Genomic DNA, 20,010 nt, shown 5'->3' with positions numbered 1-20,010 from the left:
GTAGCAGACCGCGCTTCGCATTTATTGAAAATATAACCGGTGTTAATTCTTCACCAGCAAAGCATCATCTTTTTCGCTGAAAACTTCGTTATCAGAAAGTGTTTTTAAATAAGCTACCAATGCCTTTTCTTCTTCCGCGGTAAAATTTAGTTCATCAAATGGCAAAGTTTGATGAGGGATATCAAATCCCAGGCCTGCCCCACCTCCTTTGTTATAAAAATCCACCACCTGTTCCAGGCTTTCATAAATACCATTATGCATATAAGGCGCCGTTAATGCCGAATTTCTCACCGTTGGCGTTTTAAACATTCCCCAATGGATGGGCTCTTTATAAATTATATAAAACCCGGGATCATCATCCCATTGTTCATTATCTGCAGTTTCAGGACCACCAATCACCTCTTTTTCTGTTTCTGAAAAGAATGGCGGCACAGTGCCGTTGGTAATTGGCATAAAATGGCAGGTGGCACAAAGGGCCTTTCCCATAAAAAGATTAAAGCCGTGTTTTTCTTCAGCAGTAAAGGTATTTTCTTCTCCGCGGATATTCCTGTCGAACTTTGAATCGAAACCTTTAAAAGTAGAAACATAGGAAGAAATAGCCTTTACCAGTTCTTTGTTCGATCTCGGCACCCTTCCGAAAGTCTGCTTAAAAAGCTCGATATAACTGCTGTCTTGCAGGATTTTGTTAGAAAATATATGCACCTCGCTGTTAAATTCCCTGTTGTTGGTAAAAACCTGGTTAATCTGGCTAAGCAGGTCCTGGGAACGGCCATCCCAGAAGAAACTTTGCTGATAAGCAGAATTTATAAGCGTTGGAGTATTTCTTTCCAGCGGCCTGCCCGTATTGTCCATTGCCGTCTGCAATCCATCCTGATATGCTTTTGCCGGAATATGGCAGGATGCGCATGACACCTTTCCGCCTTCAGAAAGATTAGGGTCAAAAAATAATTTTTTACCTAAATCTACCTGTTCCTGTGTGGGATTCTTATTAACCGATGGGGTGAAGTAACCCAGGTTAAAAGAATCAGGTTCAAAAAAAGTAGGGGCATCAAAATTAAAAGGGTAATCTTCTGAACCTTCCCAATACCCACTGGCATCCCTTACTTGCTTCCAGTTGCGGCATACGGGGTTTAGATAATCACGTATATAAGTGTACCGGTCAAAATCTTCATTTTTACCGGAATAATCACTGGCCTGTTTTATGGCAGAATCCATACTTTTTAAAAACTGCTCATCCAACCCAGGTTTTTTCTTCTGAATATCAGTCTGCAATGTCTTTTCATATACAGCTTTTAAACTTTTAGGGCTAAGTGCAGCATCTTTGACCCCCTGTGCGCTTACGGGAGTGTCAAAATTAGACATGGAAAAACTAATCAGCCTCATTAATTGCTGCTGAACGGCGACGAAAAAACGCTGTGCCGTTAATTCCCTTTTTTCGATATTCTCCTGAAGTACATCCAGCAAGCCGATGGTATATTTAATTTCCTGCTGAAATTGTTCTTTTTCAACACCGCCTTCATAGATGCTTTCTTCTATTTTCTGAAGGCCGATTGGCGCGAGCACTTTGCCATTATCTTCCCGAAAAACCGGCAGGGCCGGACCATTGGCACGGTGCCCAACTTCAGGATTTAAATAAGAGGCATAGGGCTCAGCAATTTTAAAATTATTCCTAATTTCAGCAAATAAAGCTTTATTGCCAGTGTCTTCCGGATCTTTGGACTCCAATTGCCTGAGGCCTTCCTTAGCTTTTTTAAGATGTTTCAGGTAATATTGCCTGGTGCCTTCCCAGTTGATAACATATTCATCTGAAGTTGACTGATCACAGGAACAAAGAATAATGACAGCAAGTAATGCCAGGAGTTTTGATAAACGCATAAGAGAACTTAGTTGATTCAGGAAAAAAGCAGGCTTCCGTCTATGCGGAAGCCTTTAGATAAATTTTAATAATTCAGAAATTATCTTGGAAGCCCCTGTAAAAGAACAATTTGGGATCCCTGGTTATCTTCATGATCTGAATTATAATGCCCGTCGATGCCCTGGAAGAAAGGATCCTGCCAATAGTGTGGCTGTAAGGCAAGAAGGAAAGTTCCATCTACACCAACTTTATCAGAAACATCGATTAAAGAACCAAACTCCCCTGAAAATTGTGTTCCGGGATCTTCAGCTAAAGTCTGGTCTACAATAAGCCGTAGCACAACACTAATATTATTACCCTCTAAATCACTCTGGTAGATATAGGAATTATGGCCCCTGCTAAAGGAGTTGGGATCTTCCTGAAAGTACACAAAGTTTTCAGTCACACAGATATTATCCGGGCTCTGTAGTACAGAAAGATTACCATCCATATTGTTGGTATCTGTATTCCCGCTGATGATTTGGGTAAGTTTTCCCTGGGTTGGGTCATTTTCATCTAAAACCAGCCTGTAAACTGTTCCCCAGTCATTATAAGTTCCTGCTCCGGGACCACGACCGGTTACATTAAAATAAACATTTCTTCCAGCCGCATCAGAACCTTTCCCATAATCTACATCTTCCACTCTCATAAATTGGGAAGCGTTTACATTCAGGCAGGCATTTTCCATTTCAGAATTAGTAAGGGAAGCACCATTTGGAATTTCTACAAATTCCACTTCGTATTCGGTTTGAAAATCAAGATCACCTTCATTGTAAGTCATACCATCACCTACGGGCATTGTTCCACCTGCGCCATCTGAAATTTCTTTAAAACGAAGCACTAATATTTCACCTCCTTCAAGATCTGCATCCCCATTTTCAGAAAGGTACATGCTCACCTGGCCTTCAGAACCACTGGAATCATCATCCCCTCCAATAATTACAGTTTTTCCGCTAAATGCCCCCTGTGGAAGCGGTACCGCATTTTCCCATGAAAATTCCCCAAGTGCATCAAGGCCAAAATCGGCCGTAGGAGTTGGAGTAGCCACATAAGGATCTATACCTTTAACATCATAATGAATACTTTCAGAAGCTGAAAGAAACATATCTTTAGAGCCTCCATGTATGGCTGCCTCCCACATAGTCCCGGAACACTGCCTCGCATAATCTGCAACCCCGGAATTGAGGAGATAGTCTCCTTTATAAGGAATAAGGTTTTTATCTAAAAAAACCCTGGATACGGCGTAATGATCTTCGTTATTCACCACGTAGATATACCCGTCGCTATCGGGATCCTGAAGCAAACCTGCACCATCGGCAGATCCTGCAAGATGAAATCCATCAATATCATCTGTAGTACTTAAAAGAGAGTATGCCTTAACCTGACCGAAAGAAGGATTGATAAGCACCAGTGGTTCCAGTGCAGATTTATTGGCAAACATTGTTGGTTCCGGAGTAAAATCTTCTCCGTCTTCCCCGGCCTCACCTTGTGGCCCCTGCGGCCCCTCTGGCCCTTGCGGACCTTGTTCTCCCTGTTCACCGTCTATTCCATCAGCTCCGTCCTCTACTTCACATGAAGTAAAAAAACAGAATACCGCTGAAAGAAGAAAAATTCTAAATGTAAATTTTCGCATGGTTTTCATGTAATTAAATTTATTGATGTTAGTTTTCAACAAATCTACCTGCGAAAAAGCCAAATACAGTTAAGGCTAATTAGTCCTTAGTTTAATTAATTTTCAACTTGAGGTTATCAAGGTTATCTAAATATTAGTTTTTAGAGTAAGTACAAATAAGGCTATCCGTTACAGCTAAATATTTCCTCTGGCTCATGAGCCGGATTATTTACAAATTCCCTGCTTTCTTCAAGATTAAATTCTTTTACTTTTTCTCCAATACAGTTGTACAAGTCTATTTCATCAAATCCAAAACAGACAGGATCTGTCATTTGAATGTAAAAAACTGTTTCGCTATTATATTCACTTTTCAAAATAGCTATTTTACAGGCATATTCGCCGCAATTTAGTTCTCCAATTAAATCCTGCATCCAATCTAATGTTAAGGGGTTTTCTGCGGTACAGGCATTTTGTGTTTTAACTTGTACATCAGCAGCTGTCTCCTGATCATCATTACTACAGGAAACCATGATAATAGAGATTATTAAAATAAGAACATTGATTTTTTTCATTATTGTTGGGCTTATCGGGTGTAAAAAATTTTATTTTATTAGATACAATATTCACTGCGAAAATACTCCTCTTCTGCTAAAACTTTAATTTCTCCTGAATGCAGGACTTTAAGATGATATCTATTTGCTACAATAGGAGCACAGTCCGATATTAGTTTTGTGGCAATGATTTCAAATCCATCATTCACTTCTTTATATGCCCCGGTCTCTATATTATTTGTTTCTACCCGAAAACTATCTGCTCTTAGGACGAATAAAACTTCTGGCAGAGTATCAATCTCTCCTCCCGTTAAATCTCTAAATTCTGAAATATTATTTATCACCTCAACTTCTCCACTACGCACTGCAATTAGAAAATCATGGCAATCGTATCCATATAATCCTTTACAGGCCTGAAATCCTGTTCGCGGATCCAGAGCATCAATATCGAAACAATCTTCTGGTTCAGGCATATCACAATCTCCAAAAATTTCCTCAAAATATAAATTACCATTTTCAGCCCTGGTAGCAAATCCCACAAAGCTAACATCTGAGGGATATTCTATATTACGAGGGTAAGGCTGAACATCTTCTTCCTCGAATTCTTTAAATTCTGAAAAATCAACAGTAATTGCATTCGCCATATCATCATCATCTGATGAACAGGAATAAACAAAAATCGAGAGACAAAAAATCATAAAAATTCTTTTCATACTGTGGGTGTTTACCTATTAGATACTAAATTCCCGGAATGGTTGCGTATAAAAAACAAAAAAGCACGACCAAATTAATGATCGCGCTTTTAAATTATTCCTCCCATTTTAGAAAGGAAAGAAGGTTGAAGTGCTTACTTCACTTCTTCAAAGTCTACGTCTTCAACATCGTCTCCACCTTTGGCTTCACCACCTCCGGCTTGTCCTCCCTGGGCTCCGGTAGCACCTTGTTGTGGTCCTCCGGCCTGTCCACCCTGGGCTTCGGCCTGTGCTTTGTACATTTCTTCAGAAGCTGTTTTCCAGGCTTCATTCAATTTATCCAAAGCAGGGGTGATTTGCTCAAGCTCCTTGGTTTCATAGGCTTTCTTAAGATCGGCTAGTGCATCTTCCACCGGCTTTTTCTTATCGGCAGAAATCTTATCACCAAACTCTTTCAGCTGCTTTTCAGTCTGGAAGATCATCGCATCAGCTTCATTAAGCTTATCAACTTTCTCCTTGGCTTTTTTATCGGTTTCGGCATTCGCTTCAGCCTCTTTCTTCATTTTCTCGATTTCCTCTTCGGTTAATCCTGAGGAAGCCTCGATACGGATATCCTGAGATTTACCTGTAGCCTTATCTGTAGCGCTTACTTTAATAATCCCATTGGCATCAATATCAAAAGTCACTTCAATTTGAGGAGTTCCTCTTGGCGCTGGTGGAATTCCGTCTAAGTGGAACCTACCAATTGTTTTATTATCTGCCGCCATTGGACGCTCACCCTGCAACACGTGAATTTCTACAGAAGGCTGATTATCTGCCGCGGTAGAGAAGGTCTGGGATTTCTTGGTTGGAATGGTAGTGTTCGCTTCGATCAGTTTTGTGTTAACTCCTCCCATAGTTTCAATACCTAGAGAAAGCGGAGTAACATCAAGAAGCAATACATCTTTTACATCTCCTGTTAGTACACCCCCCTGGATAGCAGCACCAATTGCCACAACCTCATCCGGGTTAACTCCTTTAGAAGGTTTCTTTCCGAAGAAAGCCTCTACCTCTTCCTGAATTTTAGGAATACGGGTAGAACCACCAACTAAAATTACCTCATCGATATCACTTTTTGAAAGACCGGCATCGCTAAGTGCTTTCTGCACCGGATCCATAGAACGTTTCACCAAAGTATCGGCAAGTTGCTCAAATTTAGATCTTGTTAAAGTTTCAACCAGGTGTTTTGGCCCGCTTGAAGTTGCCGTTACATAAGGTAAATTAATTTCGGTTTGAGAAGAAGAAGACAGCTCGATTTTCGCCTTTTCAGCAGCTTCTTTTAAACGCTGAAGTGCCATTGGGTCTTTCCTTAAATCGATATCTTCCGCTTTCTGGAAAGTATCGGCTAGATAATCGATAATTACCTCATCAAAATCGTCACCACCAAGGTGAGTATCACCATTTGTGGAAAGCACTTCAAAAACTCCATCTCCCAGTTCAAGGATAGAGATATCAAAGGTACCCCCACCAAGGTCATATACAGCAATCTTTTGGTCCTGGGATTTTTTATCCAGCCCATAAGCAAGTGCAGCCGCGGTTGGTTCATTAATGATTCGGCTAACTTTTAATCCTGCAATTTCACCGGCTTCTTTTGTAGCCTGGCGCTGGGAATCGTTAAAATATGCCGGAACGGTAATTACCGCCTCGGTTACATCCTGTCCAAGATAATCTTCTGCGGTTTTCTTCATTTTCTGAAGCACCATTGCAGAAAGTTCCTGCGGAGTATATTTTCTTCCATCTATTTCTACACGCGGAGTATCATTATCTCCTTTTACCACGCTGTAAGGAACACGATCTGCCTCTCTGGAAGATTCAGAATATTTATTCCCCATAAAACGTTTAATAGACGATATTGTTTTTTGTGGGTTGGTTACCGCCTGGCGTTTTGCAGGGTCTCCTACTTTTATTTCGCCACCTTCCACGAAGGCAATCACAGAAGGCGTGGTTCTTTTTCCTTCGGCATTAGGTATAACCGTAGGCTCGTTACCTTCCATTACGGCAACGCAGGAGTTGGTAGTACCTAAGTCAATTCCAATTATTTTACTCATAACTTTATACGTTGATTTTTGTTATTGTTTCAATTTCTCGGGGTGTTAAAGTCAATCTCTGTGCCAGCGAAAAATTTCTGACAGGTTGTCATAATTGCAGTTTTTATGGCATTCCCCTCCATTTCATTGCGGGGCCGGGCTATCCGCTGTATCCGCGAAAAAAATTTCGCGGGATGCCGCTCCTATCCCTAATGCAAAAAATGAAGAGGAAAAAAGTTAATGAGGAAAAGAGGAAAGAATGAAAAATGGACAATGGACAAGTTATATAATAACCAATTCAAAATTCAGCATTCAAAATAAAAACCAGGCCGGGAGGTTTTTCTAGTTCGGAGTTCAGGGTGTCCCCTGCAGAAGGCTCAGGATCAATTCAACATTTAAATTCACCATAACAAAAATAAACAACCTATAAATATACCAAAAACAATTCTGGCTATACCATTTTATTGTTTTACAATCTGTAACCTAATCTCTACCTTTGCGCTTAAACCACACTGCATAATATGGAATGTATTAGCGTATTTGATATGCTTAAAGTTGGCGTTGGCCCTTCCAGTTCCCATACGCTGGGGCCATGGAGAGCTGCTCAGCGCTGGATAAAGGAGTTGAAGGAAAAAAGCCAGTTTAATGATGTGGAACATCTTCAAATAGATTTGTATGGTTCCCTTTCTTTAACCGGTAAAGGCCATGCCACAGACATCGCAACGGTTCTGGGCCTCTGCGGGCATGATCCTGTCACTATGGACATCAGCATTATTGATCAGGAAATTGAAAATATAAGGAACAGTAATATTCTTCCGCTTAATGGCGAAAGGGAAATTCCTTTCAGCATAAAAGAAGATGTAAAATTTAACCGGAAATTCCTGGAATTTCATCCTAACGGAATGACCTTCAGGGCCACGCTGAAAAACGGCAAAAAAATCTCCTCTTCATTTTATTCCATAGGCGGCGGATTTGTAGTAAAAAAAGAGCGCAAAAATGCCAAAAAGAAGAAGGCCGAATTTGACCAGTTTCCATTTCCTATAGAAAAAGGAACAGAGCTCCTTGCCTACTGCCATGCTGAAAACAAAAAGATTTCAGAACTCGTTCTGGAGAATGAAAAATCCCTCAGGTCTCCGGAAGAAATTAATACAGGATTAAGACAAATATGGGACGTGATGCTGGAATCCATGTACATTGGCTGCCATACCGAAGGCACACTTCCCGGTGGCCTAAATGTAAAACGCCGTGCTTTTGAAATGCACCAGCGGCTAATGGGCGACAGCAAATACAATTCTCCTGAAGAATGGGTAACTGCCATTAGAAATACTGAAGTAAAATTTCGCCAGATCCTCAAATGGGTAAGTTGTTTTGCGCTGAGCGTGAACGAAGTGAATGCCTCGCTGGGTAGAGTGGTTACCGCTCCTACCAACGGCAGTGCAGGAACGGTTCCGGCAGTGATGATGTATTATATAGTAATTGAAAATCATGATGCCACTTTTGAAGATTTAAAGCGATTTATGCTGGTGGCCGGGGAAATTGGAAGCTTATTTAAAAAAGGCGCAACCATTTCTGCCGCTATGGGTGGCTGCCAGGCTGAAATTGGTGTTTCTTCCGCTATGGCTGCGGGCGGGCTTTGTGAACTTTTAGGAGGCACGCCGGAACAGGTTTTAATGGCCAGCGAAATCGCCATGGAACATCATCTTGGCCTCACCTGTGATCCTATCGCCGGGCTCGTGCAAGTGCCCTGTATAGAGAGAAATGCCATGGGCGCGATTAAAGCCATAAATGCCGCTGAAATTGCCCTAGAAAGCGATGCCACCAAAGCAAAAGTTCCATTAGACAAGGTAATTGCAACCATGTGGGATACCGCTAAAGATATGAATTCCAAGTACAAGGAAACTTCAGAAGGTGGATTGGCTGTAAAAGTGAATCTGAGTGACTGTTAAACCTGAAACAATACCCTAAATTACTGGCCCTGGAAACTTCAGCAGATAAATTAAGAAATCTTATCCGCAACTATGGGTTCATGGTGGCGTGTTATTTTTGCTTTTTTGCAATAATTGGTATTTTAAACAGCACATTTCCCAGTATAGATCTGGAACAGTATCAACAAACAGAACTTTTCCAGATGCTGGATGAAAGTCCGCTGCGGTTTGCCATCATGGCATTAATTGTAGCGCCGGTACTGGAAGAAGGAATTTTCAGGAGCCTTATAAAACCATCGTCCAACGACATCTTTTTCTTTATTTGCAGCTGGTTTGTAATTTTTGGAGCTTTTTTTATCCCCGAAGGTGTTTACTGGCTCATCAGCTTCGCGCTTTTACTGGTTTCAGCTATCCTGATCTTTTTATTCCTGAAAGAAGTTATTCCTCAAAATTTAATTTCAGGATTGCAGCGTGTTCTTCATAAATATTATAAGCCGTTTTGGCTGCTCTTTGCCTTTCTCTTCGGGCTGGTACATATTTACAATTACGTGGAAGTCTTTGAGTTAAACCTTGTACTTTTTCTTCTCATCTTTCCGCGTATTATTGCCGGATATTTCTTCGGAAAAATTAAGATTGAAAATAACAGCCTCTTATGGCCTATTCTCATGCATAGCATGAACAACAGTATTATTGTTTTTTTCCTGCTTCCAAAGCTCTTTTAAAAATTCAAGTTTAACAAAGCATTAAAAAAGAAAGTTGTTCATTTTTGTAACTTCAAAAACCAAAAAAATAAGTTATGAAAGCTGTACAAGTAAAAGAAAAAGGAGGAGATTTTGTGGTTGTAGATATCGACAAGCCGTCTCCCAAAGAAAATGAAGTCTTAATTAAAGTGGAAGCCTGCGGAATTTGCCATAGTGATGCCATTGTAAAAGAAGGTATTTTTCCTATTGATTATCCGCGCGTTCCAGGCCATGAAGTGGTGGGAGTTGTAGAAGAAGTTGGGGAACGGGTTACAAAATGGAAAAAAGGACAGCGCGTGGGAGTGGGATGGCATGGCGGCCATTGCTTTACCTGCCAGCCCTGCCGCCGCGGAGATTTTATCAACTGCGAAAATGCTAAAATCAGCGGCATTTCTTATGACGGCGGTTATGCTGAATATATGACTGCCCCTCATGAAGCGGTGGCCAGCGTTCCAGACGAGTTGTCTTCAGCAGATGCCGCACCGCTTTTATGCGCGGGAATCACTGTTTTTAATGCCATAAGAAACGCCGGGGTTACCGCAGGAGATACCGTTGCAATCCAGGGAATTGGTGGCCTGGGTCACCTTGCCGTGCAATATGCCGCTAAAATGGGAATGCGTACTGTAGCGATTTCCACCAGCGATGATAAAAAAGACCTCGCCAAAGAACTTGGAGCCCATCATTTTATTAATGCCGGGGAACAGGATGCGGCTGAAGAATTGCAGAAATTAGGCGGAGCAGATCTTATCCTGGCTACTGCCCCAAGCAGTAAAGCCATTAGCTCTGTAATTGACGGAATAGGCGTGAACGGTAAAATAGTAATGGTTGCCGCAACGGGAGAACCTGTAGAAGTTTCTCCAATGCAGCTGCTAATGGGTAGAAAGACCGCTGCCGGATGGGCGAGCGGTACCGCCATGGATTCTGAAGACACCCTTAACTTTAGCGCCTTAAGCGGAACCACTCCAATGATAGAGGAATTTCCGCTGGACCAGGTGAATAAAGCTTATGATAAGATGATTAACAACAAAGCCAGGTTCAGAGTGGTGTTAAGACCATAAAACTAAAGCCTTAAAACACAAAATTACAGGCTGTTTAAGAATAAGTTCGTCAGTTCGAGCGCAATCGAGAATATTGGAAGTACTTTTTTCCACAAGCTCTCGACTTCGCTCGAGCTGGCACTTTATCCATGTTCCTTTGGACAGATCTTAATTATCATCAAAATCAGGCGCTTTGTCCATAACGCGTTTGGTTTCTCCTCCTGCTCTTTCCCTGGCTTCAAATTCTTCGCATCCTTCAGTTCTACGGGTATCTGCCAGGTACAAAATTTTCCAGTCTTCCCCTACTTTTACTAATTGAAAGGAATCTACCCCGCAATGTCTTAATTCTTCATTTACATAAACCGAATAAGGAGCCAGTACACTGGCCAGTTCTCCAGAAGCATGTACGGCAATAGAATGCAATCGCTCTTCAAATTTTGTAGATTTTGGAATAGAAGCCATCGATTTTAAAAATTCAGTATAAGATTCTGCCGTTACCGTGTTGCCACCCGCTGTATCTACTGCTACAGAACGCATTACAATATCGGGATGGGCAAACTGCCTTAGCGCTGCCGTGTCCTTTTTATGAAATGCCACGAAAAAATCTTCAACCAGTTTTACCGCGGCATCTTTAGCTTCGGCTTCAGCTGTAGCTTTGGCATCCATATTATCCTGTAAGTCGAATTCTGCAGAAGTGTTTTTATTTTCAGGTTGCTGAGCGAACATTATTCCGAAGAAAAACAGCGTGAGAATGCTTAGATTGATTTTCATAATTTGAGTTTTTACTTATTATTCTGAGAATTCCGAAAAATAAGAGCCTAATAATTCTGGCCTTTCCGGGTTTCACTTTGAATGTGGCCAACTAATTTACTACTTTTACTCCAACAAAAAAGAATCTGATGTCTGTTGCTAAGAAAGAGTACAAAAGAATTACGGTAAAATCCCTTGTAGATATGAAAAATCATGGTGAAAAAATTGCCATGCTTACCGCCTACGATTTTACCATGGCCAAAATTGTTGACGGCGCGGGCATAGATGTAATTCTGGTGGGTGACTCTGCCAGCAATGTAATGGCGGGGCATGAAACCACCCTTCCCATTACCCTGGACCATATGATCTACCATGCTTCCAGCGTGGTGCGGGCAATTAACCGCGCACTTGTGGTGGTAGATTTGCCATTTGGAAGCTACCAAAGCGACCCTAAAGAAGCTTTGCGCTCGGCAATTCGCATAATGAAAGAAAGCGGTGCCCATGCGGTTAAACTGGAAGGTGGAAAGGAAATTAAAGATTCCATTAAGCGAATCCTGCACGCCGGAATTCCGGTAATGGGACATCTGGGTTTAACGCCACAATCCATTTACAAATTTGGGACTTATACAGTTCGCGCAAAAGAAGAACAGGAAGCCGAAAAATTAAAATCTGATGCTTTGCTCCTGGAGAAAATGGGGTGTTTTGCGGTTGTACTGGAAAAAGTACCGGCCAAACTGGCGAAAGAAGTAGCCGAAAGCCTTACTATACCCGTAATAGGAATTGGAGCCGGAAACGGCGTGGACGGCCAGGTGCTGGTGGTGCATGATATGTTGGGAATGACCCATGAATTTAATCCCAGGTTTTTAAGAAGATATGCCGACTTACATTCGCAAATGACCAGCGCTTTTGAAAATTATACTAAAGATGTAAAAAGCCGTGATTTCCCTTCAGATGAAGAACAATACTAATAGAAGTTAGAAGTTAGAAGTTAGAAGTTAGAAGTTAGAAGTTAGAAGTTAGAAGTTAGAAGTTAGAAGTTAGAAGTTAGAAGAAATTATCACTTGCGGGTTTTCTTCAAAGTATTAGAACAATTTTTTCTACAAAACTTATCCGCGAATTGAATTCAGAAAAAACCATTTCAAATAAAAATAATCTTCAGGTTCTTTATGAAGACAACCACATTATTGTGGTTAACAAAAGGCCGGGAGATATCGTACAGGGGGATAAAACGGGGGATAAACCGTTAAGCGAGGTGGTAAAATCTTATCTGAAAGAAAAATATAACAAGCCGGGGAATGTCTATTTGGGCGTGGTGCACCGGCTGGACCGGCCCACCAGCGGAATAGTGCTTTTCGCCAGGACTTCCAAAGCCCTTCCCAGGCTCAATAAACTTTTTAAAGAAAAAGATGCCCAAAAAACTTATTGGGCAATAGTCAAAAATGAACCTCCCAAACCAAAGGACACGCTGGTTCATTATATGAAACGCAACCCGAAACAAAATAAATCTTACGCGCATATAAAAGAAGTGCCGGATAGCAAAAAAGCCATCCTGGATTACCAGGTTCTTAAAAACCTTGACAATTATTACCTGCTGGAAATAGATTTACATACCGGAAGGCACCACCAGATTCGCAGTCAGTTATCAGCAATTGGCTGCCCAATTAAAGGAGACCTGAAATATGGTTTTGACAGGAGTAATAAGGATGCCAGTATCCATTTACATGCGCGAGAACTTAAATTTGTGCATCCTGTTAAAAAGGAGCCTGTACATATTCTTGCCCCACCGCCAGAAGATAGCATCTGGAAAGCCTGCACTTCTTAATTGTGCCTTTTCATGCTTCGGCTTATTTCCACAAAAACAGCAGAAATAATTAGCAATCCTCCAATAATTGTATTCATGGCAGGGTATTCTCCTAAAAAGAGCAATCCCAGCAAAATTCCATAGACGGGCTGCGCACTGCTGATGATACTTGCAGTGGTAACCGAAAAATTCCTGAAACTCATCAGCAATAGCGTATGGCCAAGACAGGTTGTTACCAGCGCCAGAACAAAAATTGGCACCAGTTGAGAAACTACGCCGGAAAGGTCAAAAATAAAGAAAACCGGTATTAGCAGGCAGCTGATAATAATCATCTGGTACATCATGAGGACTGAACCATTATATCTTTCCACTTCCTGTTTCATGAGAATATTCCGCAGGGAATAAAAGAATGCTGAAGTCACTCCAAAAGCAACGGCCAGGGTCTGGTCATTTTCAAAGCTGAATTCCGGCACAAGAAAATAAATTCCGCAGAGGACCAGCACCGCCAGCGCCAGGTGCATTTTGCTGAAATTTGTCTTTAGCAGCAATGGTTCTAAAAAGGTAGTAATTACAGGGTAGGTATAAATGGAGAGCATTCCCACTGCCACACTTGAAAACTTCAGCGAAAAAAAATAAGTAATCCAATGGATTCCCATTAGGCAACCTCCCAGGATTACTTTTAACAGGTCCCGTTTATTGGCAATTTTTATCCTGAAGTTTTTAAACCTGCAGAAAATAAATAATACCGTTCCTGCCATTATCGCCCTGAAGAGGATAATCACAAAAGGACTTAGGGTAATATACCTCCCCAAAGTTCCGGACGTACTAATGAGTATAACCGCAAGGTTAAGTTCAAGAATATGTTTTAAATGCTGGTTTTTTATAGTCAAATTAGCAAATTAACGGGACGCCTGGAGCACTTTTTCTTTTATCACCTCCCCTACCGGCCGGTTTTCTATCTTGCTTTCCAGCCAGGAAATGATATCAAGATATAAAAACGCTCTCCGCTCGTATGGATGATTTTCATAAGACTTCAAGGTGGCGTGCAAGTTGCGGAATTCCGCTTTGATTTCCAAAGGAGAAACATCCGGAAGATGCCTTAAGAATTTAATCATTTCCAGTTGCACCTCGTGAAGGTCATTCATCTTGATTAAAAACTTATAGGTAGACTTAATGAGACGCTCCAGGTGGTAATCCAGCCCCGCTTCATAATGTGCCACGAGATTGAGGATCCTGGCAAAACACATAAGGTCTTCCCGCATTTCCAAAGACTTGTTATTGATGATCTTCTTTAAAAATTCAATAGATTTCTTATTATCACCATCCCCAAAGTAAAGGCAGGCAATTTTATAGTAAAAAACCATTATGTGATGCTCATCTATCCTGCTCTTATATTTCTTTATTTTCTTCTGAATTTTTTCCACGAGTTTATCCCCGTTGGCAAAATCGCCTTTCATAAACCTCAAATTGAGTTTATTAGAATACAAATAAAGAAAAGAAAGCGCGGCGATATTATCATCATCCGGCACACGAGGGTCTTTCAGGCTTTTTTCAAGATCTTTAAGCACTTTTTCAAATAAACTTACGTGGTTAAGATAAAAAAGTGCTTCCAGCAAATAATGGTTTCCCTTTAAATAAGATACAGGGTGAACGGGAATTAAATGCTTGTTTTCATTGAAGAGCTCGTTCCATTTTGAAGCGTACCTGAAACAGGCCAGAAAGTCCTGCCGAATAAAACTATACCAGAGATAAGCCTTATAAAGCCAAAGTTTTTCCCGGAATCCCAGTTCGCTGAAATTATAATCTGGCAAGCCTTTTTCAAAATCTTTCTTCACCTGCAGCGCTTCTTCTTCAGTACGCGCGTACCCCATTTTAAGGAAAATGGCATATAAATGAAGAGAAAGGTTAGACAATTTACTGGCCACAACACTCAGGCTAGTAAGTTCCTCAGTTTGTTCAATTAGACTTTCAGCACGATTATTAATACTGCGGGTGATGTATTGGGATTCAATGATCTTTTCCCAATCCAGAATTTCATAAGCTATATTTTTCTCTTCGTAATAAATAGCGGTTGCCTTCACTTTATCCAACAGCTTCAAACTTTGCTTATAAAGGCCTTTTCTGTAAAGGATAATGGCAAAATCCAGCTGTTCCCTTATTTGCACCGGCATGCTCTGATGGGAAGGATTCAACCTCAGGCTTATTAAAATCTGGCGGTACAGGTGTGCTTTAACATTGGATAATTGCCGCTTGCTAATTTTAGTATTTTTTAAGATCGTTTCCTCATCATACTTCTTCAGCTTAGACATAACCTTAAATAAATTGAGAAATTTACTGTCGGTATTTACCCCAATCCTTCCCACGTAAAGGGAAAATTGTCTTTTTTCTGAAGGGGAAAGAGACTTTATTAAAGAAAAAAGATTGTCAGACAAATCGTTAGTCATTGTAACAAAAAGCTTTTTAAGCACCTGATTATCAGTATAATTACAGTTTAATTTCCAGATTAATTATCGTAACGTGTAATTTGCAACCGTGCTAAAGAGTGGATATAATCATAATTTAGTTAAAGATAAAGCAAAAAAAATCTCTTATGAGTACAGAAAAGGTAGAAATTTTTGACACCACGTTACGAGACGGAGAACAGGTACCAGGCTGTAAATTAAATACTGCCCAAAAATTGAAAATTGCTGCCCGGCTTGATGAACTGGGTGTAGATGTGATAGAAGCAGGATTTCCTGTTTCCAGCCCAGGCGATTTTAAGTCGGTTTCTGAAATTTCGAAACTGGTTAAAAATGCTGCGGTTTGCGGATTGACACGTGCGGTGAAGAAAGACATAGAGGTTGCAGCCGAAGCGCTGCGATATGCAAAAAAACCAAGGATTCACACCGGGATAGGCACATCAGATTCCCATATTAAATACAAATTCAATTCCACACGGGAAAAGATTATTGAAAGAGCGAAAGAAGCTGTGGCATACGCTAAAACTTTTGTGGAGGACGTGGAGTTTTATGCTGAAGATGCCGGGCGTACAGATAATGAATTTCTTGCTAAGGTTTGTACTGCTGCCGTGGCAGCCGGCGCAACGGTACTGAACATTCCCGATACCACAGGCTACTGCCTTCCTGAAGAATACGGGAAGAAAATAAAGTACCTTAAAGAGAACGTAAAGGGAATTGAAAATGTGCGCATTTCCTGCCACTGCCATAACGATTTGGGGATGGCCACTGCCAATGCCATTGCAGGAGTTTCCAATGGGGCAAGACAAATAGAATGTACTATAAATGGTATTGGAGAACGTGCCGGAAACACTGCCCTGGAAGAAGTGGTGATGATCCTTAGGCAGCATCCTACCCTTAATTTAACTACCGCTATCAATCCCAAATTCCTTTACGATACCAGTTGTATGGTTTCCAGGGAAATGGGAATGTTTGTACAGCCCAACAAAGCTATTGTTGGGGCGAATGCTTTTGCCCACAGCTCCGGGATTCACCAGGATGGCGTAATTAAAAACAGGGAAACTTATGAAATTATAGACCCTGCTGATGTGGGCGTGACTGAATCGGCCATTGTACTTACCGCCAGAAGCGGAAGGGCTGCTTTGGCTTATCGCGCCAAAAAAATGGGATACGAGTTAACCAAACTTCAGCTGGATTGTGTTTATAATGAATTTTTAAACTACGCAGACTGCAGAAAAGAAGTGGTAGATAACGATATTCATGAAATTATGAAGTTGTCCCGAAAAAATATGGCTATTGCATAATGAAGAAAACACTTTTTGATAAAATATGGGATTCACATATAGTAGAATCCATTCCTAACGGGCCAGACATCTTGTATATTGATAAACATCTTATCCATGAAGTTACGAGTCCGCAGGCGTTTAATGAATTAAAAGAAAGGGAAATTCCTCTGTTTCGCCCGCAACAAACTGTGGCCACAGCAGATCATAATACCCCTACCCAAAACCAGCATTTGCCGGTACAGGATTTACTGTCCAGAAAGCAGTTGAAGGAACTTACCCAAAATTGCGAAGACAACAATATTACTCTTTATGGGTTGGGCCATCCATATAACGGAATTGTACACGTAATGGCGCCTGAGTTGGGGATTACGCAGCCGGGAATGACTATTGTTTGCGGGGACAGCCATACATCTACACACGGTGCTTTTGGCACCATTGCCTTCGGGATTGGGACCAGCCAGGTTGCCCAGGTTTTCGCCAGCCAGTGCCTGTTGGTGGAAAAGCCTAAAAAACTTCGTGTAAACGTGAACGGAAAGCTAAAAAACGGGGTGTTGCCTAAAGATGTAATACTTTACATCATCAGTAAACTGGGTACTAACTCCGGGACAGGCTATTTTTGCGAATATGCGGGAGATGTTTTTGAAAATATGTCTATGGAAGGCCGTATGACCGTTTGTAATATGAGTATTGAAATGGGTGCACGCGGCGGAATGATCGCTCCAGATGAAACCACTTTTGAGTATATTGAAGGCCGGGAATTCGCTCCAAAAGGGGAAGAACTGGAAAAACTGAAAGGCTACTGGCGCACGCTTAAAACAGATGAAGACGCTGTTTTTGACCAGGAATATTCCTTTGAAGCCGAAGATATTGAACCCATGATCACTTATGGCACCAACCCCGGAATGGGCATAAAATTAAGTGGTGCTATCCCTGTGGAAGGGGGAAAAAGCGATGCTAAAGCTTTGGAATATATGGGATTTAAACCGGGAGAAATCCTTCTGGATAAACCCATTAACTATATTTTTATTGGCAGTTGTACCAATTCCAGAATTGAAGATTTCAGGACTGCAGCTGCGTACATAAAAGGCAAAAAGAAAGCAGATAATGTAAATGCTCTAATTGTTCCCGGATCCAGGCAGGTAGCTGCCCAGATTGAAGAAGAAGGGCTTCGTGCCATTTTTGAAGAGGCTGGTTTTACCCTTAGGCAACCCGGTTGTTCTGCATGCCTTGCCATGAATGATGATAAAATTCCCGCAGGTGAATATTGCGTTTCTACCAGTAACAGGAATTTTGAAGGCAGGCAGGGACAGGGTTCCAGAACCATTCTGGCAAGCCCGTTGACCGCTGCGGCAACAGCAGTAGCAGGAAAATTAACAGATTACACAAAACAATTAAACTAATGGAAAAATTTACCACACTTAAAGACACCGCTGTTCCATTAGATATAGAAAACGTGGATACAGACCAAATTATCCCGGCCAGGTTTTTAAAAGCTACAGATAAAGCCGGATTTGGCGAAAACCTGTTCAGGGACTGGAGATTTGATAAATATGACGAACCTAATCCCGATTTCACACTGAATAAAGAAGAATACACAGGTTCTATTCTTGTGGCAGGAAATAACTTTGGCTGTGGTTCCAGCCGGGAACATGCCGCCTGGGCGTTAAAAGCCTATGGTTTTAAAGTGGTTGTTTCCAGTTATTTTGCCGACATTTTTAAAGGAAACTCTCTAAACAACGGTTTGCTACCAGTTCAGGTATCTCCTGAATTCCTGGAAAAACTGTTTCTGGCCATTCAGAAAAATTCCGAAGAAAAAATTAAAGTAGACCTGGAACACCAGAAAATCAGCATTGAAAGTACAGGAGAATCAGAAGGATTTAATATAGATCCCTATAAGAAAACCTGCATGATCAATGGATTTGACGATATAGATTTTTTGGTTAGCAAACTGGATGCTATTAAAAATTACGAAAAGGATAAAAAAACCACACCTGCTTCGGTAGGAGTTTAAATTCTGAAATTTTATTCAGAATACAAATACAAGCAAAAAAATGAAACTACATATAGCAGTATTACCCGGAGACGGTATTGGCCCGGAGATCACTCAACAATCTATAAAAGTACTGAAAGCCATTGCAGACCGGTTTGACCACGATTTCTATTTTGAAAATGCCGTGGTTGGTGCCGCGGCCATAGATTCTGTTGGAGACCCCTTACCTGAAGCTACTTTAGATTTATGTAAAAAATCTGATGCCGTTCTTTTTGGCGCCATAGGCCATCCAAAATTTGACAATAATCCAGATTCAAAAGTAAGGCCCGAGCAGGGGTTGTTAAGACTTAGAAAAGGCCTTGGCCTTTTCGCAAATATCCGGCCGGTGAACACCTATGAAAAACTTTTGGACCAATCTCCGCTTAAACGGGAACGTATTGCCGGGGCAGATATGGTGATTTACCGGGAACTAACGGGTGGAATATACTTTGGTGAAAAAACCACCGCTGAAGATGGAAAAAGCGCCACCGATACCTGCACGTATTCCGTAGAAGAAATTGAGCGAATCGCCCACCTGGCTTTTAAAGCCGCACAGCAACGCCGTAAAAAATTAACTTTGGTAGATAAAGCAAATGTGCTGGAAACTTCAAGATTATGGAGAAAAACAGTAAAAGAAGTGGCCCGGGCTTATAATGATGTAGAACTGGATTTTCTTTTTGTGGACAATGCAGCCATGCAAATGATCCTTAATCCCACCCAATTTGATGTAATTCTTACTGAAAATATGTTTGGTGATATTCTTTCTGACGAGGCGAGCGTAATTGGCGGAAGTATTGGCTTACTGGCATCTGCTTCTGTAGGTGAAGAAAGCGCCATGTTTGAGCCTATTCACGGTTCCTATCCGCAGGCCACGGGCAAGGGGATCGCCAATCCCGTTGCTTCCATTATTTCCGCTGCTATGCTGCTGGATCATTTCGGTTTAAAGAAAGAAGCGGAAATAGTTCGCAGAGCCGTGGAAATTAGTATACAAATGAATGTATGTACTCAGGATCTTAATAAGGACAACCATTATTCCACTACAAAAGTGGGGGATTTCCTTGAAGGAGTTATAGGAGATCCTGATAACAGTAATATTAATAATGAAAATCTCAATTTTGGGCAGATGACCATTATATAAAAAATATCCAAAATTTCTTTTATTCATTTTTTG

At 41.2% G+C, this 20,010-nt stretch carries 17 protein-coding genes; 9 read left to right on the top strand and 8 right to left on the bottom strand.

The genetic code is table 11. The features are described 5' to 3' along the window. Positions 1 to 42: 42 nt before the first annotated feature. From AB8M93_RS02720 to dnaK, 5 genes are all read right to left on the bottom strand, one after another. Positions 43 to 1,875 (bottom strand): cytochrome-c peroxidase, encoded by a 1,833-nt coding sequence (locus AB8M93_RS02720; protein ID WP_373056093.1) that lies wholly within the window; start codon positions 1,873 to 1,875, stop codon positions 43 to 45. An 80-nt stretch (positions 1,876 to 1,955) separates the two neighbouring features. Beyond that, positions 1,956 to 3,536, bottom strand: coding sequence for a PhoX family protein (locus AB8M93_RS02715; protein WP_373056092.1), 1,581 nt, complete (start codon positions 3,534 to 3,536; stop codon positions 1,956 to 1,958). A gap of 152 nt (positions 3,537 to 3,688) precedes the next feature. Further along, entirely contained in the window at positions 3,689 to 4,078 is a 390-nt protein-coding gene (locus tag AB8M93_RS02710; protein ID WP_373056091.1) for a hypothetical protein, read from the bottom strand. A 38-nt stretch (positions 4,079 to 4,116) separates the two neighbouring features. Then, positions 4,117 to 4,770, bottom strand: a complete 654-nt coding sequence (locus AB8M93_RS02705; protein WP_373056090.1) for a hypothetical protein — start codon at positions 4,768 to 4,770, stop codon at positions 4,117 to 4,119. Positions 4,771 to 4,904: 134 nt separating this feature from the next. Further along, a complete protein-coding gene (dnaK, locus tag AB8M93_RS02700) occupies positions 4,905 to 6,836 on the bottom strand; it encodes a molecular chaperone DnaK (RefSeq protein ID WP_373056089.1) in 1,932 nt (643 codons plus the stop codon). A gap of 491 nt (positions 6,837 to 7,327) precedes the next feature. Here dnaK and AB8M93_RS02695 point away from each other — a divergent pair, with 491 nt between their 5' ends. The 3 genes from AB8M93_RS02695 (at position 7,328) to AB8M93_RS02685 (ending at position 10,538) form a co-directional block, all read left to right on the top strand. Beyond that, positions 7,328 to 8,761, top strand: coding sequence for an L-serine ammonia-lyase (locus AB8M93_RS02695; protein WP_373056214.1), 1,434 nt, complete (start codon positions 7,328 to 7,330; stop codon positions 8,759 to 8,761). 80 nt (positions 8,762 to 8,841) lie between these two features. Beyond that, positions 8,842 to 9,462: a CPBP family glutamic-type intramembrane protease gene (locus tag AB8M93_RS02690; RefSeq protein WP_373056088.1), complete on the top strand. Its 621-nt coding sequence runs from the start codon at positions 8,842 to 8,844 to the stop codon at positions 9,460 to 9,462. Between the two features lie 74 nt (positions 9,463 to 9,536). Next, on the top strand, positions 9,537 to 10,538 hold the full coding sequence (locus AB8M93_RS02685) for an alcohol dehydrogenase (protein WP_373056087.1): 1,002 nt from the start codon (positions 9,537 to 9,539) through the stop codon (positions 10,536 to 10,538). Positions 10,539 to 10,685: 147 nt separating this feature from the next. Here the strand turns inward: AB8M93_RS02685 and AB8M93_RS02680 are convergent, their stop codons facing one another. Beyond that, positions 10,686 to 11,288 carry a nuclear transport factor 2 family protein gene (locus AB8M93_RS02680; RefSeq protein ID WP_373056086.1) on the bottom strand — a complete coding sequence of 201 codons (603 nt, stop codon included), beginning with the start codon at positions 11,286 to 11,288 and terminating at the stop codon, positions 10,686 to 10,688. Positions 11,289 to 11,416: 128 nt separating this feature from the next. Here AB8M93_RS02680 and panB point away from each other — a divergent pair, with 128 nt between their 5' ends. Together panB and AB8M93_RS02670 are read left to right on the top strand one after the other, a co-directional pair. Next, a complete protein-coding gene (panB, locus tag AB8M93_RS02675) occupies positions 11,417 to 12,235 on the top strand; it encodes a 3-methyl-2-oxobutanoate hydroxymethyltransferase (protein ID WP_373056085.1) in 819 nt (272 codons plus the stop codon). A gap of 149 nt (positions 12,236 to 12,384) precedes the next feature. Next, positions 12,385 to 13,089: an RluA family pseudouridine synthase gene (locus tag AB8M93_RS02670; RefSeq protein WP_373056084.1), complete on the top strand. Its 705-nt coding sequence runs from the start codon at positions 12,385 to 12,387 to the stop codon at positions 13,087 to 13,089. On the opposite strand, the gene AB8M93_RS02665 is transcribed toward AB8M93_RS02670, so the two are convergent. Further along, positions 13,086 to 13,958 carry a DMT family transporter gene (locus tag AB8M93_RS02665; protein WP_373056083.1) on the bottom strand — a complete coding sequence of 291 codons (873 nt, stop codon included), beginning with the start codon at positions 13,956 to 13,958 and terminating at the stop codon, positions 13,086 to 13,088. The genes AB8M93_RS02670 and AB8M93_RS02665 overlap by 4 nt on opposite strands. 9 nt (positions 13,959 to 13,967) lie before the next feature. Further along, positions 13,968 to 15,512: a hypothetical protein gene (locus AB8M93_RS02660; protein WP_373056082.1), complete on the bottom strand. Its 1,545-nt coding sequence runs from the start codon at positions 15,510 to 15,512 to the stop codon at positions 13,968 to 13,970. A gap of 146 nt (positions 15,513 to 15,658) precedes the next feature. Between AB8M93_RS02660 and AB8M93_RS02655 the strand changes: the two genes are divergently transcribed. Genes AB8M93_RS02655 through leuB form a run of 4 tightly spaced genes read left to right on the top strand, consistent with a single transcriptional unit; the run spans position 15,659 to position 19,977 of the window. Next, positions 15,659 to 16,828, top strand: a complete 1,170-nt coding sequence (locus tag AB8M93_RS02655; RefSeq protein WP_373056081.1) for a 2-isopropylmalate synthase — start codon at positions 15,659 to 15,661, stop codon at positions 16,826 to 16,828. Continuing rightward, a complete protein-coding gene (leuC, locus tag AB8M93_RS02650) occupies positions 16,828 to 18,210 on the top strand; it encodes a 3-isopropylmalate dehydratase large subunit (protein ID WP_373056080.1) in 1,383 nt (460 codons plus the stop codon). Before AB8M93_RS02655 ends, leuC begins: the two co-directional genes overlap by 1 nt. After that, positions 18,210 to 18,821 (top strand): 3-isopropylmalate dehydratase small subunit, encoded by a 612-nt coding sequence (leuD, locus tag AB8M93_RS02645; RefSeq protein ID WP_373056079.1) that lies wholly within the window; start codon positions 18,210 to 18,212, stop codon positions 18,819 to 18,821. Before leuC ends, leuD begins: the two co-directional genes overlap by 1 nt. A 40-nt stretch (positions 18,822 to 18,861) precedes the next feature. Continuing rightward, positions 18,862 to 19,977, top strand: coding sequence for a 3-isopropylmalate dehydrogenase (leuB, locus tag AB8M93_RS02640; RefSeq protein ID WP_373056078.1), 1,116 nt, complete (start codon positions 18,862 to 18,864; stop codon positions 19,975 to 19,977). Positions 19,978 to 20,010: the final 33 nt, after the last annotated feature.

The sequence above is a fragment of the Autumnicola aciditolerans genome (assembly GCF_041679265.1).
GTDB lineage: Bacteria > Bacteroidota > Bacteroidia > Flavobacteriales > Flavobacteriaceae > Autumnicola.
This window is presented reverse-complemented; position numbering and strand designations above follow the sequence as displayed.